The sequence below is a fragment of the Mycobacterium sp. Root265 genome (assembly GCF_001428895.1).
Classification (GTDB): Bacteria; Actinomycetota; Actinomycetes; order Mycobacteriales; family Mycobacteriaceae; genus Mycobacterium.
In genome coordinates this window covers 59,125-74,387 of sequence record NZ_LMJA01000005.1, presented here as the reverse complement: position 1 = coordinate 74,387, position 15,263 = coordinate 59,125, and the positions used below count along the sequence as shown (strand labels likewise).

The window sequence follows — 15,263 nt, the reverse complement described above, 5'->3', positions numbered from 1 at the left end:
ACCGAACCACATCGATCCTGGAGCGTCTCCTTGCAGATCCGCACGCTTGCCCCGACCGCACTGGCCGTCGCCGCCACGGCGGTGGCCGGCACGCTGGCCACCCGACCCGCCGTGGAATCGGCCTGGTACGCCACCTTGCGCAAGCCGCCGTATCAGCCCCCGCGTCAGGCGTTCCCGATCGCCTGGACATCGCTGTACACCGATATCGCCGTGGTCTCGGCGCAGACCCTGGATGACTCACCCCCGGAGGTGCGCCGCACCTACATCGGCTCACTGGTCATCAACCTGATCCTCAACGGCGGCTGGTCCTGGCTGTTCTTCAACCAGCGCAAGCTCGGTGCCGCGGCCATCACCTCCGGCCTGCTCACCGCCAGCAGCGCCGACCTCACGCGGCGGGCCGCCGCGGTGCGCGGGGTCAAGGCGGCACCGCTGGCGCTGTACCCGCTGTGGTGCGCATTCGCCACCGCGCTGTCCACCCATATCTGGGTGCTCAACCGGCGCTGAACTGCCCGCCGGCCGTCCCACTTCGATCGGCCCGAGAGACAGACATGACCAACTCGAGCCATCGTCCGAGCACGCTCGCGCATTGGTGGAACGACCCCGTCGACCACTACTGGTTGCTGAACTTCCTGCGCCCCCGCGGACATCTGGTCCCGCTACGGGTGCTCATCGGCTCGGGCGGCGTCGTGATGGGCATCGCGCTGGTGCTCGTCCAGTTCACCCAGCTCACCGAACCGGCGGCGGTGTCGCGCGCCGTGATGGGCCTTCTCACGGTCGCCGCTTTCGGTTGGCCCGTCTACTGGTGGTTCTTCCCGTGGCCTTCGCCGCGGACGTCGATCACCCTGTTCATCCTCACCGACATCGGCATCGCGATGGCCTGCGCGGCGCACGGCTCCCCGATGGCCGCGATGGCGACCACTCCGTTGTTCGCGGTCACCGGCATCTACCTGGTGTACTTCCACGGACCGCGCGCCACCGCGGTGCATCTGCTGATCGCCACCGTGACCGTCCTGGGTGTCGCGGTGTGGCTGGGCCTGTCCGCCGAACCGGACGCCGTTTTCCTCGCCATCTGCAAGGCCCTGGTGTCGCTGCTGGTGACGGTCGGCATCCTGCCCTTCGCCCAGTTCGGCTTCTGGCTCATCCGCAACAGTTCGGTCGAGTCGCTCGTGGACGAACTGACCTCGCTGGCCAACCGGCGCGGGCTGCTGGACTACGTCTCGCGCCTGACCACGTCGGCCGACCAGCCAAATCCCATGTGCGTGTTCGTCATCGATCTCGACAAGTTCAAGGGGATCAACGACCGGCACGGTCACGTCGTCGGCGATTTGGTCCTGGTGCGGACCGCCCATCGCCTTCGCGACGCGCTGCGCAGGCAAGCGTTCATCGCGCGGACCGGCGGCGAGGAATTCGTGGTGATCGACTACCTGCCCGCCGAGGAGGCATCCAGCGTCGGCGAACGCCTGCGTGCCGCCATCGCCGCGGCGGGACCGCCGGCGGTGACCGCCAGCGTCGGCGTGGTCTGCGGGCAACTGCACGGCGCCGACGACTTCGACCGGTTGCTGCATCTGGCGGACACCGCGATGTACGCGGCCAAACGCGACGGCGGGGATCGGCTGGCCATCGCGCAGCCGTAACAAATCGGCGATACCCGCCGATCCACTGAGATAGGTCGTCTATCGTGGCACGACACAACCCAGGGGGTTCCAATGGTGAAAACGCTTGTAGTGGCCGGTGCCGCAACACTTCTGATGTCCGTGGTCGCCGCTCCGACGGCGATGGCCGCGACGACGTGGCAGATGCCGGACCTGGTGGGCATGAATCTGGAGGACGCCCAGAGCCTCTACACCGAGACGGTGGGCCCGGAAGGGCCGTGGCTGGACCTCATCAACAAGGCGCCCGCGGCGGCCGGCGGGATCAATGCCCCGGTCATGTGGGAGGTCTGCGAGCAGGCACCCAAGGCCGGCGCCAAGATCGCCGCCAAGTCGTACACGGCGGTCGCGGTCAACCGCCCCGGTAAGTGCTAGGACAGCCCCGCTCGTAGTTCCTGCCGCACCGGGCCCGGTTATGCTCGGTGCGGCGATACGCGCGTGCCTGGGTTCGGGCCGGCGACAGTCCAGGACCCTCGAACTTGCAGACAACACACCACACCCCAGTCACCGTCGCGCCGGTCGCACGGCAGACGCGGCGCGACCTGGACGTGGTCGCGACGGTCGCGGTCACCCTCGTCGTCATTGGTCACTTCTGGCTCGGACGGGTCACCGGCGGCGTCGACGTGCTGCTGGTGCTGGCCGGCTACTTCGTCGGTATCCGCGCGCTGCGCGGTACCTCTGTTCCGGCAGAGATCTGGTGGTGGGCCCGGCGGGTGATCCCGGCGCTGGTCCTGACGCTGACGGTGGGTGCCGGGCTGACGCTGGTGGTGCAGCCGCAGACCCGCTGGGAATCGTTCGCCGAGCAGACCCTGGCCAACCTGGGCTTCTATCAGAACTGGCTGCTGGCGACGACCGCAGGCGACTACGTGCAGGCCGGCGAGACCGTCACCCCGCTGCAACACCTGTGGGCGCTCTCGGTGGCCGCCCAGGTACTGCTGGCCGTCCTGCTGGTGGCCTGGCTGATCCGTCGGCGGGCCGCGCTGATCGCGATCTTCGCCGCGGCCGCCATCGCCTCACTGGTCTGGGCGATCGTGCAGAACGCCGGCGACCAGACCGTCGCCTACTACAGCAGCTTCACCCGGGCCTGGGAACTGCTGGCGGGTGTGCTCGCGGCCTTCGCGGTCGGGCGTGTGCAGTGGCCGGGGTGGCTGAGCCAAATGGCCGTGGCCGCGGGGTTGCTCGCCATCGTGGCCTCAGGATTCCTGGCAGACGGGTTGGCCGACTACCCGGGGCCGTGGGCCCTGGTGCCGGTGCTGGCCACGGTGCTCGTCATCGTCGGCGGCTCCGGGACCGGGACCGTGCCCTTCGCCGGGTGGGCGTTCGCGTTCTACCTGTGGCACTGGCCGCTGCTCATCTTCTGGATGGCGCACACCAACGACGACACCGTCGGCGCCGGCGAGTCCACCGCGATCCTGGCCGTGGCCGTCGTCGCGGCGCTCGCGACATGGCGCTGCGTGGACACCCGGTGGTGGCCGTCCTGGCACCCGCTGCTGACCGGCAGCGTCACCGCCTGTCTGGTGGCCGCGCTGGCGGTGGGCTCGGTCGGGTGGCGTGACCACGTCGAGCGGGTACGGGACAGCGGCTCCGAGCTGACCGCACTGTCGCTGCGCGACTACCCCGGTGCCCGCGCGGTCATCGAGAACCGCAAGACCGCCCGGCTGCCGGTCCGCCCGACCGGGCTGGAAGCCCCCGACGACGTCCCGCCGACCACCATCGACAGATGCCTGGCCGACTTCGGCGGCGAGGAGGTGGTCACCTGCGTCTACGGCGACCCACACGCCGACAGGACGATCGCGCTGGCCGGCGGCTCGCATTCCGAGCACTGGCTGACCGCGCTACACGCGCTGGGCCGCGAACACGGTTTCCGGGTGACCACCTACCTGAAGATGGGCTGCCCGCTGACCACCGCGGAGGTGCCGATCATCGCGGGACCGTTCACGCCGTATCCGTCATGCCGCACCTGGTCGGACAACGCGCTGGCGCAGATCATCGCCGACCGCCCCGACTTCGTGTTCTTCACCACGACGCGGCCGGTGCTCGACGGGCCCGGTGACTACGTGCCGGATTACTACCTGGGCATCTGGGAAGAGTTGTCGGACAACGGCATTGCGATGCTCGGGATCCGGGACACCCCGTGGATGCTGCGCGAGGGGCGGTTCTTCTCCCCCGTCGACTGTCTGGCCGCCGGCGATGACGCCGACACCTGCGGACTGGCCCGCGAGGAGGCGCTGCAGGAGCGCAATCCGACGCTGGACTACGCGGCCGACTACCCGATGATGCAGCTGCTCGATCTCAGTGACGCGGTGTGTCGGCCCAACATCTGCCGGGCCGTCGAGGGCAACGTGCTGATCTACCACGACGCCCACCATTTGTCGGGCACGTATGTGCGCTCGATGGCCGGTGAGCTGGGCCGGCAACTGGCCGGCGCCACCGGGTGGTGGTGAACTCCGCGCGCGCCGAGCGTGGGTGTCGTGCACAGTTTTTCGGGGGAAGCCGGGCACAGCCCCCACACTCGGCGGCGGCTTCGGGTCAGCTGCAGGCCTTGGAGACCATGTCGTCCCAGGTGTTGCGGGCGGCGTCGAACTCGCGCACCACGCCGAAGTTCACGTCGGTCGCGCTGGTGATCTTCTCGCCGGCCGCGGGCACCTGATCGCACACCAGCCAGTCGGCCAGGCTCAGCTGCTTCTGCTTGATGCCCTTGAGGTTGTGTGAATGCATCTCCAGCGGCACGCTGTTGGAGGCGGCGTTCACCGCGTCCTCGGCTTCCTGCAGGTTCATCCCGTCGATACTGGGCATGACGAATCCGTTGGCGGCCTGCGCCGGCCCGGCAAAGCCGATGGCGGCCGGCAGCAGCAAAGTTGCGGCACCGATGGCGAGGAAGTGTTTCTTCAACATGGCATGTCCCTAGATGTCATTGCCCGCGGTAACCGGGTCATGGCGGTGGTGTCGAAATAATCTGGAGCTGAGCGACGTTCACCGTTATAGGCTTGGTCTGTCGCGGCTACCGCGCTGTAGGGCCGACGATTCGCACAGAGTCACACCCCGGACCTGTGCATACCAGTGCTACGCACTGTGAGGATTCTGGCTAACTGCTGTCACGGGGGTACAGCGACCTCGCAGCGGGCTCACAGGATCTACTGCGATCCGTACTCCAGCGCTCTTTCCGCCGAGTCGACGTGCCCGTTGCTCAGGATGGTCAGCTTGTCCGGACGCACCTCATAGCGGGCGCCGTCGGCCGGGTTCACCGCGTCGAATCCGTCCTCGGACGGCACGGCGTTCGCCAACCGCACGTTGGCTCCGTCGCGCAGTCGCTCGCCGTGGTAGTAGTAGCCGCCCGACGACTCATCGCAGATCACCGCCAACGACGATGCGGTCCTGATCGCGGCCACCAGCGAATCCCCCGCATCGCAGCGCGCCGCCTGCCCGACGAAGCCCAGCGCGTCGGTGCCCGACAATCCGGCCAGGGCGGTCGCGCTGGTGGTCGTCGTGGTCGAGGGCGGCGCGGAGTCGGTGGACGACGGCGGCACCGTGAGCCGGCTCTGCGCTGGTGAGTCGTTGCTGCCGCCGGTGAACACGATCGCCGCGGCCAGCCCGGCGGCCACCACGAGCGTGCCGATCGCGCCCAGCAGCAGTCCCGTCTGTGAGCGGCCGAGTCGGGCCTTAGTGGCGGGCGCCACCGCCGGGCGCGGAACGTACGGGTTCGGCGGCGCCGCCTGAAGCGGCCTGGTCGGCGGCGGCACCGGGCGCGGGGTGGGCGCGGGTGCGCCGTGTAACGCAGCGGCCGCAGCCCGGGCGAGAGCGCCCGCCGAGCCGTACCGATCGGCGGGGTTCTTCGCCATCCCCTTGGCGACGACGTCGTCGAAGGCGGGACTGATCCCGTGTCGCTCCGCGCTGGGCCGCGGCGGCGCCGCGAACATGTGCGCGCTCATCACCTGCCTGATGTCGTCAGCCTCGAACGGGGCGCGGCCGGTCAGACATTCGAAGAGCAGACAGGTCAGCGAGTACACGTCCGAGGGCGGGCCACCGGGCGTCCCGTTGAGGCGTTCGGGAGACATGTAGGCGCACGAACCGATGACCAGCCCGGTCTTCGTCACGGTCGCCTCCCCGCCGCCGTAGGCGATGCCGAAGTCGACCAGGTAGGCGAAGTCGTCGCCTGCGAGCAGCACGTTCTCCGGTTTGATATCGCGATGCACCAGACCCGCGCCGTGCGCGGCGTCCAGTGCCGCGGCAACCTGCGCGATGATCGCGACCGCACGCGCCGGCGGGAGCACCCCGTTGACCCGCACCTGCTCCCTGAGGCTGGGGCCCTCGACCAGGCGCATGTCGATGTAGAGCACGCCGCCGATGTCTCCGTAGTCGTGCACCGGGATGACATGCGGGTCCTGCAAGCGGGCAGCGATGCGCGACTCCCGCCGGAAGCGGGCCTGAAAGCTCGGGTCCGCTGCGACGTCGGTCCGCAGCACCTTGAGCGCCACCATCCGCTCGCGGCGGGTGTCGTAGGCGCGGTAGACCTCGCCCATCCCGCCGATGCCGATCACCGACTGCAGCTCATACGGCCCGAACCGGGTGCCCACACTCGGGTAGCCCATGTTTGCCGTCTCACCCCTTCGCGGCCCGCCCCGGCATGACCGAAGTCACACCGGTACAAGCCAATTGCTTCCCGTGAAGGCTACACGCCGACGCGCACCGACATCCCGGGTGACATCACACTCATCGAACGTGTGTTCTAATGGCTGCGACCGCGATCCGCCTTGATGCGGACCATGTTCAGAAGGAGTTCGCCATGACCATGACTGTAGACACTCCGGTCGCCGAGACGTTGCCGGCCGCCTCCCCCGAGGCTCCGGAGGCCCGCGTCGACGAGGCACCCAAGAAGCCTGCGGCCAGGAAGACGCCCGGCAAGAAGGCGAAGACCATCGAACTGGTGCTCACCGTGACCGGCACCGCCGACGGAGAGTGGCGCGCCGAACTCAAGCAGGGCAGCAGCTACCTGGCCCGCGACCTCGCCGTCGCCGCCGCTGCCGTGTCGCGCGCCGCCAAGGAACTGCACCAGGATCTCGCCACCCCGATCGACTCGATCATCGAGGAAGCCCGAGTTCAGCAGGCCGCCAAGGTTTCTGCGCTCGAGGCCGAGCTTGAGGCCGCCCGCAGAGTACTCGCCGACCTGGACTGAGCCCGGGCGGTCCGACTGAAACTCCGGATCCCGTCCGGCCATTCCACAGCCTGCGGTGAGATGGATCACTCCGCGTAACCGGAATCCAGCCTGGCGATCTTGGCTTGTAGCAGGTAGCTGCCACCTCTACACCGAAGCGATGGCACAGCGGATTCCAGAACGGGGAACCTCATGAGTACATCGCCACAGACCTGGGGCGTCAATGCCGCGCGATCGGCGATGTTCGCCGCACTGGCGGTATTCGCCGTCGTCGCCGGAATGTTTGCCGGTCCGGCCGCGACCGCCAACGCCGCGGACGACTCCTGTGCGGACGTCGCCGTGGTCTTCGCCCGCGGCACCTTCGAAGGACCCGGCGTCGGCGCCACCGGCCAGTCGTTTGTGGATGCGCTCAATGCGCGCCTGCCGGGCCAGTCGGTCAGCGTGTACGGGGTGAACTACCCGGCGTCGCTGGACTTCGGACGCGCCGTCGACGGTATTACCGACGCCACCAACAAGATTCAGCAGATCGCGGCCGACTGCCCCGACACCAAGATCGTGCTGGGTGGCTACTCGCAGGGCGCCGCAGTCGCCGGCTACAGCACCAGCAGCAGCGTCCCGGCCGGTTTCGTGTTGCCCGCCGGCCTGTCCGGTCCGATGCCCGCCTCCGTGGCATCCCATGTGTCGGCCGTCGTCCTGTTCGGCACCCCCAACAACTGGGTCCTCAATGTCGCCGACCGCGGCGCTCCTCCGATCGCCATCGGCGACCTGTACGCCGCAAAGACCCTGCAGCTGTGCGCCGTCGGCGACCCGATCTGCTACCCGGGTGGACTGGACCGGTCCGCACACAGCTCCTACAAGAGCAACGGAATGGCCGTCCAGGCAGCGGACTTCGTGGCCGGCCGACTGGGAGTCGCAGCCCCGGCGGCGCCCATCGTGCAGGCGGCCGCGCAGGTCGGCTGACACGGACGACATGAATCAGGCCCCCTCATTTCGAGGGGGCCTGATTTCTGCGTGGACTACTGGGTGTCGCCGCCGTTGTCAGCGGCCGGCTTCGCATCGGGGGCATCCTTGGGCGTCTCGTCCTTGGGCTCCGGCGCGGTCGACTCTTCGTCCTTCGCCGGTTCGGTCTCTTCTTCGGACTCGGTGGTCGTGTCGTCCTCCGACTCCGACTCACTCAGGTCGTCACCGATATCCGACAACGGCTTGTCGTCCTTGTCGTCGTCCTGCTCGTCGACGATCTCGTCTTCGACAGCCTCTTCCTGCACCTTCACCGGGACGATCGATCGCTGCGGCCGCGCCGCGGCGACGCGTGCGGTCTTCAGGGTCGGTCCGTTGAGTTCCTCGTCGCGATCCTCCATGGCGTCGATGATCTCGGTGGTCGTATCAGGCACGGTGATGACCGGCGGCTCGCCGGGCTCCTCGGGCTCGGGGTAGTTCCCGGCAAGGATCTGGCTGGCCTTCTCGAAGCCGGCGGCGACGGCCTGCAGCTGTTGGAACAGCTTCTGGGGGGTCGGGAGGAATCCGACCTTGCCCGTCTCGTACATGCCGGTGCTCTCCACCATCGGCTGCAGGATCGCCTGAAACGCGTCGATGATCCGCTTCGGCACGCCGAGGATCTTGAGCGGCATGAGCAGCGGCATCACCGGGCTGTTCACCCGCACCGTGACGACATTGCCGTCGACGGTGACGACGTTCTCGGGATCGTCGAAGTCGAAATCCTGCAGCCGGGAGTGCTCGAAGACGAACCCGGCCGCCAGCTGGATCCAGCTCATCGGGTTGAACAGGTACTTCGGGAAGTACGCGATGGGGTCGTACTCACGGTTGATCCGCAGGTAGGTCCCATCGGGTAGCTGGATGGCACCGCCTGGAACGTCGGATCCGAAGGTCGTCTCGTCCGGCCCGTACCGGGCGAAGATGCCGGTGCCGGGAGTGTTGGAGTCACCGTAGAAGACGCCGAACACACTGGACATGTCGTAGCCGGTCGCCGCCACCCGGTTCAGCGCCTCGGCGGCGACCCGGCCGCCGAAGGACCCGGTGTTGATGCCGCTGACCGTGGTGGACGGATCACGCGCCAAGATCAGCTCGGTCAGCCAGGTGGCACCGGCATTGACGGAGGCCGCCGTGACGGTACCGGGGTAGCGCGTCGGGTCGTTGAGGACGGTGACGTCCTGGATGCGGCGCCAGATGCCGCCGTCCTGGGTGTCGAGCGCGCCCGGCGGGAACTGGACCCCGGCGCCCGGTACGGCGAAGAGCGCCAGCGCGGCCAATGCGACGTCCTGGGCGGTGACGACGCGGTGCTGCTGGTGCACCGCGATCGGTACCGGTGGGCTCACCGGCTGATCGACGATTCCCGCGGCGAGCAGTGCCGCTACGGCGGGCACCACCACGACGCTGGCGGCACGGCTGCGCTTCTTGACTCGGTGACGTGCGCTCACGGCGCCTCCTCTATGGGTTCTTCCACGATCTGCCGTAGCTGAAATGGGCCCGCCGGGAGCGTTATTCAGATGCCCGCGGCACCACGACCCGTTCAGCCTGGCATTTTCGGTGTGACCCTACGTCAGGTATTGCTGTTGTTCTCGGCGAGAAAATTTGCCCGGATCGCGGCGATGAGTTCGCTGCCGCGGCATGGTGATCCGCCGTTCGCGGCAACGCCACGGCGCGCGAGCCACGGCAGTTCCGGTAGCGGGCTCGCCGAGCAGTTGAGTTCGAGAAGTGTTCGCTCGCAATGTTGATCAGTTCCGGGCAGGACGGGGTAGATGCCGAGCTCACCGCGGTGCGCCTGGCAAGCCCGGCGTGGACAGCGCCGTTGCCAGACACCGCTGCGCGACCTCCACAGCCGCCGACGAAATTGACGGCCGAGTTAGCGGGGTGCCACCGACCGTCCTGCCGACGTCAGGATCTCACGATGCCCCGAACCGCCGGGCTGCCGTTGCTGTGCCGGGATGCCAGTGATGCCGGGCCCGGAAAATTCACCCGAACGACGGACGGTTCTCGACTGCTCCACCATCAGTCGCGTCAGCGACCGAGGCGAGTCGGCCGTGAGCGGAGAAGCAATCGGGTGTCCGATCGCTGCCGCAGCAACGGACCGCAGAGTCGCTGCGCGCGCCTTCGGTGTGCGCCTGGGCGCCGGCGCCGCAACGCGCTCCTCGACGACGCGCAACGAACGATCGACATCATCGAACGTCCCGTCGCGGCCGGTGACCGACCGGGATCGGCGGGTCAATGACAATTGCTGTCAACGTCAAGTCAGCTGATCAAGATCATCACCATGATTGCCCTGCTCGCACCCAGCCCCCGCGGAGATCGGGCCGCACGCCGCCCGGGATGCACCGAACAGCGACGAGATTTACCCCCGCGATAATTAGTTGAGCCATTAGCGCCACGAATGCCGTCGCCATGCCACACAATCAGCGGGCGGTGACACCAGCAATCCCACCGCCTCAACGGATGGGATTCGCATGGATCATGCACGGTACGTCGGACGAGTCGGGGCCCTGGCAGTCGCCCTCGGCGTGGGGGCGAGCGTCCTGTGGGCACCCGGCATCGCCCTTGCCGATCCCTCCGACAGCGGCGGCTCGACCAGCACGAGCGCAGGCACGGACGGCGGTAGCACCGAAGATTCCGGTCACGACCGGTCCGGCACACCGAACTCCGAACCACCGGACTCATCGGCGGCCGGCGACGATGTTGCCGGCGACGATGCGACCGGTGACGACGTGTCGGACGACAAAAAGCCGCCGTCGGTCCTGACGGCAAGATCCGTTGCGGGCGCGGCGCGTTCGCACACGACCGCGTGGACGCCGGGAACGTTTCGGGCGCCGAAGAAGAAGGCCGCCGACGCTTCGGGCGTCGCGTCCACTCGCCAGGGCGTCGTATCTGCGCTGACCGCGCCGGACCTGCAGGACGTCCCGGCGGTCACCACCCCGGAGGCCGCGCCGGTCGCGCCCACCCTGCGGAGCACCCAGAGCGTCACCACCGTTCAGTCCGGTGCAGCCCCCCGACCGCTGCAGGTGCTGCTGGCCGCTCCGGTGCGCATCTTCGATTCCATCGTCAGCGCACTACTGGGCCCTGCCGGTCCGCGCACGCCCGCGCCCACCACACTGTTTGCGATGCTCACGTGGGCACGCCAGGAGCTGCACCGGACCTTCTTCAACCGTGCGCCACGTCTGGCGGCCGCACCAGTCGACGTCGAGCAGATCGACGACACCGTCACCGGCACCGTGGTCGGCACCGATCCCGACGGCGACCCGATCAAGTTCTGGGTGACACCGTCCACCGTGAAGGGCGGCACCGTCACCATCGACGCCGCCGGCACGTTCACCTACGTCGCACCGGCCGGCTGGAACGGCACCGATCCACTGACCGACAGCTTCACGATGTCGGCAGCCGACAAGGGATTCCACACCCACGGGCTGGCCGGGTTCTTGTTCGGATCGGGACACAGGGCCACGCGAGTTGTCACGGTCCAACTCATCGGTGGTGTCGCCGGGGTCACCGAGACCATTCCCGTCGCCGTACCGCAAGGATGGACGAGCCCGCGCACCATCGTCGGCCCCGGCGGGACGGTGGCGATCACCCAACGCTTCGGGACGGGGACGGCAGAAGATCCCTTCACGACCAAGATCCTGGTGCAAGGCCCCGGTCGGGCTCCGGGGACCGCGACGGCGGCAGGTCTCGTGTACGGCGGCGCACCACTCATCAACGACGATGGCACCGTGCACCTGACCACGGTGGTGTACAACCCAGCCGATTTCACCATCATTGAGTTCACCGTCACCACACTGCAGCCGGGTAAGACCCCGGTGCAGTGGACGGTGCCGGGCGGCACTCCCGTCGGCGGACCGATGCTGACCGCCGCCGGTGATTTCATGTTGACCGCGGCGACCGGTGGAGGCGCCCCCGAAGACACACAGACCACCGTCACGATCATCAGTGACGGCGAGCGGCGCGAAGTGCTGCGCATCGCGGGTGCCACCCAGGACCAGGCGAACGTGGGGGCCAACGGGACCATCGCTCTGACGGCGACCAACGCGTCCGGGGGTACCACCATCGGCGTGCTGCGACCGGGCGCCGACGCCGAGTACCTCGAACTGTCCGGAACCCCGCAGGGGCCCGTCACGGTCGCCGATGACGGCACCCTCGTCTTCACGACGGTCGGTGCGGCGGGCTTCGCTGCCCGAGCGGCATCGACGACGACATTGTGGGTCTGGCGCGCCGGCGAAGAGGCCGTGGCCAACACCCCCGCCGGCTCGCTGCTTCAGGTGGTCACCGGCGCAGGCGGCACCGTGGCCTACGTGACGACCACGGGCTCCGGCACGGTCGACGCCCCCACGACGACGACCGTGACCGTACTGCGTCCAGGATTGCCGGATCAGGCCTCGACCGTGGTCGGCACGCTGGTCGCCTTCGTGGTGGCCGGCCCCGACGGCACGGTGGCCTTCCACACCTACACGGGGCCGGCGTACGAGTTCGTCGCCGACATGACGGTGACGATCATGCGGCGGAGCGGCACCGTCGACACGATGACCAAGACGACCAACGCGTCCTACCGCGTCTCGCCCGCCGTCGGGCCCGACGGCACCGTGGCCTCGATGTGGGGCAACAACGGAATGACCATCGCCGTATTCCGGCCGGGCCAACCGCCGATCGTCGTCACCTATCCCGGCGGAATCAGCATCGCACCCACGATCGGTAGCGACGGCACGGTCGCGTTCATCGTCGGCAGCATCTACGAACCCACAGGAGAGGTATCCACCCAGATCGTCGTGATGCGCCCGGGAAAGAGCACCTTGACCGCAGGGACGATCGGCAGCGGGTGGGGAGGACTCACGGTCACCGGTGACGGCACGGTGGTCGCCACCACGCGCGTCGACAGATTCCTCAGCTACATCACGGTGCTGCGGGCCGATGGTGCTTACCTGATCGTTCCGGCGCCCGGTCTAGTGAGCAACCCCGCGCAGGTCGGACCGGATGGAGTGATCTACCTGCCGACCGATGTGGACGGCACCAGCGTCAACCTCACCATCGTGAACACCGCCAATCGCTCCGTGACGGTGAATCTTCCGGGACGGGCATCGGGCTTCTCGATCAATGCGAACGGTGGCGGAACGGATTTCGTCACGGTGTCCCTCGACGCCACGGGATCGGTGAGGTACGTCATCAATCGCGTGTTCGTGGCCACGGCCAATCCCACCTGATCGGCATCGGATAGATCCCTACCGCTCACACACGTCAGGCCCCCTCGATGAGGGGGCCTGACTGGTGTGGCAGGTACAGGATTCGAACCTGTGTAGGCGTAAGCCGACGGATTTACAGTCCGCTCCCATTGGCCGCTCGGGCAACCTGCCGGAATTTGGTGCGAGTAGCAGGGTACAACGAGGATGTACTGAAGACGAAAACGGCCAGCACCATGAGGAGGCTCCAGTGGCGGATTCAAGCTTTGACGTCGTCAGCAAGGCAGATCGACAAGAGGTCGACAACGCGCTCAACCAGGCAGCCAAGGAGCTGTCCACCCGGTTCGACTTCCGCGGCACCGACACCACCATCGAGTGGCAGGGTGAGGAAGGCATCATTCTCGTCTCCTCCACCGAGGAGCGCGTCAAGGCCGCCGTCGACGTGTTCAAGGAGAAGTTGATCCGCCGCGACATCTCGATGAAGGCGTTCGACGCCGGCGAGCCGCAGCCCTCGGGCAAGACCTACAAGGTGATCGGCAGCATCAAGCAGGGCATCGACAGCGAGAACGCCAAGAAGATCACCAAGCTGATCCGCGATGAGGGCCCCAAGGGCGTCAAGGCGCAGATCCAGGGCGAGGAGATCCGGGTGAGTTCGAAGAAGCGGGACGACCTGCAGGCGGTGCAGGCCCTGTTGCGCGGCGCCGACCTCGAGGTGGCGCTGCAGTTCGTCAACTACCGGTAGCGGACTCCGGCAGGGGACCCGTGTGGTCCTACTAGGGACGAGATCGACCTCAGCGCTGTGGAATGACGTCATGGACGCCGAATCACGACCCTGAGGTCGATCTCGCTCCTAGGGGCCAGGAGCGCTCCCCCGAGTCAGCTCCCGCCGTATTCGGGCCGCAGGATCGGGCTCAGCACCGACAGCGGGATACGCGCCTGCACGGTGCCGCCGTCCATCGACCACTGCATGACACCGGGTGTGAAATCGGTCGGAGTGTCCCGCGCGACCGGGTAATCCGGCATGTAGAGGATGAGCTCATCGGGTGTCAGCGCCCACGCCTTATAGCCGCCGGAGTACACCTTGTCCGGTGTCCAGCGCTCGGGCTGGAACGGGTAGCTGCCCGGCTGATGTTGCGGCGGTGCCTGATTCAGCGCCTGCTCGACGAAGGGCCGCGCCAACGGTTCGATGGCCGTGAGCGGTTCCACTCCGGGCCTGGTGAGATCCGCCAGCTGTAGTTGCCTGCCACCGCCGAAAGTGAAGGTGCGGTAGGCATTGTTGAAATCCGGTCCGTCGGCGTGATAGGTCTCCCGGAACACCGCAGACGTGGTGTCACCGTGCCGGAACACCTGATAGTTGGCCTCGCCGAAGCTGTTTGCCGCCATGCCACGACCCACCCGGGTCCAGTTGTCGACCAGGGTGCTCAGGTAGTTGCGCAGCACCGGCCCGGCGACCGGATCATCGATGAGCTCTCCCGGCACGGCGATCTTGATATCGCGCACCGCATTACGCTCCGAGGCCACCGAGGTCTGGCAGTACTGACCGTTCCAGCTGCCGGCGAGCTCATCGCAGAATGTCACCGGGGATGCCGCCGCGGGAGGCGCCGTCAGCATCCCGGCGGACACCATGAATGCTCCGCAAACCTTGCCCAGGTGCATGTCTAGGGCAGCTCGACTTTGGCTGCGCGCCAATGACCGTCGACCTTCTCCATCGTCATCTTGATACGGCTGCGATCCAGCCGCGGGTCCGGCACACTCGCGTTCGCCACCGACTGGTCGACGAACAGCAGCACCACCACGTTGTCCTTGGTCGCCGACTGCACGGCCGACTCCACCACGACACCGTGCGCGGTGGCCTTGTTGTCGATCAGCAACTGCCGCAACTGCACGCTGGACTCCGAGTACATGTCCTTGAATTCACCGGTGGCGCCCGCCAGCACCTGATCGAAGTTCTCGTCGACCTTGTTGGAGTCGATGCTCGTGAGCACCTGCGCATAGGACACCGCCGCATCGCGCGCCTGCTGTTCGGCCTGGGTCACCTGATGGCTCTGCCAGAGCAGCCACCCCAGCACACCCGAGACCGCCACCAGGGCAACGAATACCGCGATCACGGCCGCGACGAGAACGCGTCGGCGCCGGGTCGGCGCGGGCTGTTCCGGGGACTCGGGTTCGCCGGCCTCGGGTTCGGTGGTCCCGGTATCGGTGGTCTCGGCATCGTCGATGGTGTCCTGCGCCGTGAGCTGATCGTCTTCGGTCTTCTTGTCGGTCGTCACTGTCACATCTACTCCTATC

The 15,263-nt window shown here is 67.6% G+C and carries 13 protein-coding genes and 1 tRNA gene; 8 read left to right on the top strand and 6 right to left on the bottom strand.

What is annotated here, in order from left to right:
- Positions 1-30 precede the first annotated feature (30 nt).
- The 4 genes from ASE48_RS07775 (at position 31) to ASE48_RS07760 (ending at position 4,093) form a co-directional block, all read left to right on the top strand.
- Complete coding sequence (locus tag ASE48_RS07775; RefSeq protein WP_057166488.1) at positions 31-504, top strand: TspO/MBR family protein; 474 nt, start codon at positions 31-33, stop codon at positions 502-504.
- Positions 505-548: 44 nt separating this feature from the next.
- A complete protein-coding gene (locus tag ASE48_RS07770; RefSeq protein WP_057166487.1) occupies positions 549-1,634 on the top strand; it encodes a sensor domain-containing diguanylate cyclase in 1,086 nt (361 codons plus the stop codon).
- 75 nt (positions 1,635-1,709) lie between these two features.
- A complete protein-coding gene (locus tag ASE48_RS07765) occupies positions 1,710-2,024 on the top strand; it encodes a hypothetical protein (RefSeq protein WP_235570888.1) in 315 nt (104 codons plus the stop codon).
- Positions 2,025-2,128: 104 nt separating this feature from the next.
- Positions 2,129-4,093, top strand: a complete 1,965-nt coding sequence (locus ASE48_RS07760; RefSeq protein WP_057166485.1) for an acyltransferase family protein — start codon at positions 2,129-2,131, stop codon at positions 4,091-4,093.
- A gap of 85 nt (positions 4,094-4,178) precedes the next feature.
- Here the strand turns inward: ASE48_RS07760 and ASE48_RS07755 are convergent, their stop codons facing one another.
- Together ASE48_RS07755 and ASE48_RS07750 are read right to left on the bottom strand one after the other, a co-directional pair.
- A complete protein-coding gene (locus ASE48_RS07755; protein ID WP_057166484.1) occupies positions 4,179-4,544 on the bottom strand; it encodes a hypothetical protein in 366 nt (121 codons plus the stop codon).
- Between the two features lie 239 nt (positions 4,545-4,783).
- Positions 4,784-6,238 carry a serine/threonine-protein kinase gene (locus ASE48_RS07750; protein ID WP_057166483.1) on the bottom strand — a complete coding sequence of 485 codons (1,455 nt, stop codon included), beginning with the start codon at positions 6,236-6,238 and terminating at the stop codon, positions 4,784-4,786.
- 200 nt (positions 6,239-6,438) lie between these two features.
- On the opposite strand from ASE48_RS07750, the gene ASE48_RS07745 reads away from it, so the two are divergent.
- Together ASE48_RS07745 and ASE48_RS07740 are read left to right on the top strand one after the other, a co-directional pair.
- Positions 6,439-6,822, top strand: a complete 384-nt coding sequence (locus tag ASE48_RS07745; RefSeq protein ID WP_442928711.1) for a DUF6319 family protein — start codon at positions 6,439-6,441, stop codon at positions 6,820-6,822.
- Between the two features lie 171 nt (positions 6,823-6,993).
- Entirely contained in the window at positions 6,994-7,761 is a 768-nt protein-coding gene (locus ASE48_RS07740; RefSeq protein WP_057166482.1) for a cutinase family protein, read from the top strand.
- A gap of 56 nt (positions 7,762-7,817) precedes the next feature.
- Here ASE48_RS07740 and ASE48_RS07735 read toward each other — a convergent pair whose 3' ends face one another.
- The gene (locus ASE48_RS07735; protein WP_057166481.1) at positions 7,818-9,236 is read right to left on the bottom strand and encodes a PE-PPE domain-containing protein; all 1,419 of its coding nucleotides are present in this window, start codon (positions 9,234-9,236) and stop codon (positions 7,818-7,820) included.
- Positions 9,237-10,259: 1,023 nt separating this feature from the next.
- On the opposite strand from ASE48_RS07735, the gene ASE48_RS07730 reads away from it, so the two are divergent.
- A complete protein-coding gene (locus tag ASE48_RS07730) occupies positions 10,260-12,998 on the top strand; it encodes an Ig-like domain-containing protein (protein ID WP_057166480.1) in 2,739 nt (912 codons plus the stop codon).
- Between the two features lie 67 nt (positions 12,999-13,065).
- On the opposite strand, the gene ASE48_RS07725 is transcribed toward ASE48_RS07730, so the two are convergent.
- A tRNA-Tyr gene (locus ASE48_RS07725) sits at positions 13,066-13,148 on the bottom strand.
- Between the two features lie 76 nt (positions 13,149-13,224).
- On the opposite strand from ASE48_RS07725, the gene ASE48_RS07720 reads away from it, so the two are divergent.
- Positions 13,225-13,716 carry a YajQ family cyclic di-GMP-binding protein gene (locus tag ASE48_RS07720; protein WP_057166479.1) on the top strand — a complete coding sequence of 164 codons (492 nt, stop codon included), beginning with the start codon at positions 13,225-13,227 and terminating at the stop codon, positions 13,714-13,716.
- 134 nt (positions 13,717-13,850) lie between these two features.
- Here the strand turns inward: ASE48_RS07720 and ASE48_RS07715 are convergent, their stop codons facing one another.
- Positions 13,851-14,630, bottom strand: coding sequence for a mannan-binding family protein (locus ASE48_RS07715; protein ID WP_057166478.1), 780 nt, complete (start codon positions 14,628-14,630; stop codon positions 13,851-13,853).
- Positions 14,631-14,632: 2 nt separating this feature from the next.
- Positions 14,633-15,250: a hypothetical protein gene (locus tag ASE48_RS07710; protein ID WP_057166477.1), complete on the bottom strand. Its 618-nt coding sequence runs from the start codon at positions 15,248-15,250 to the stop codon at positions 14,633-14,635.
- Between the last annotated feature and the right edge of the window lie 13 nt (positions 15,251-15,263).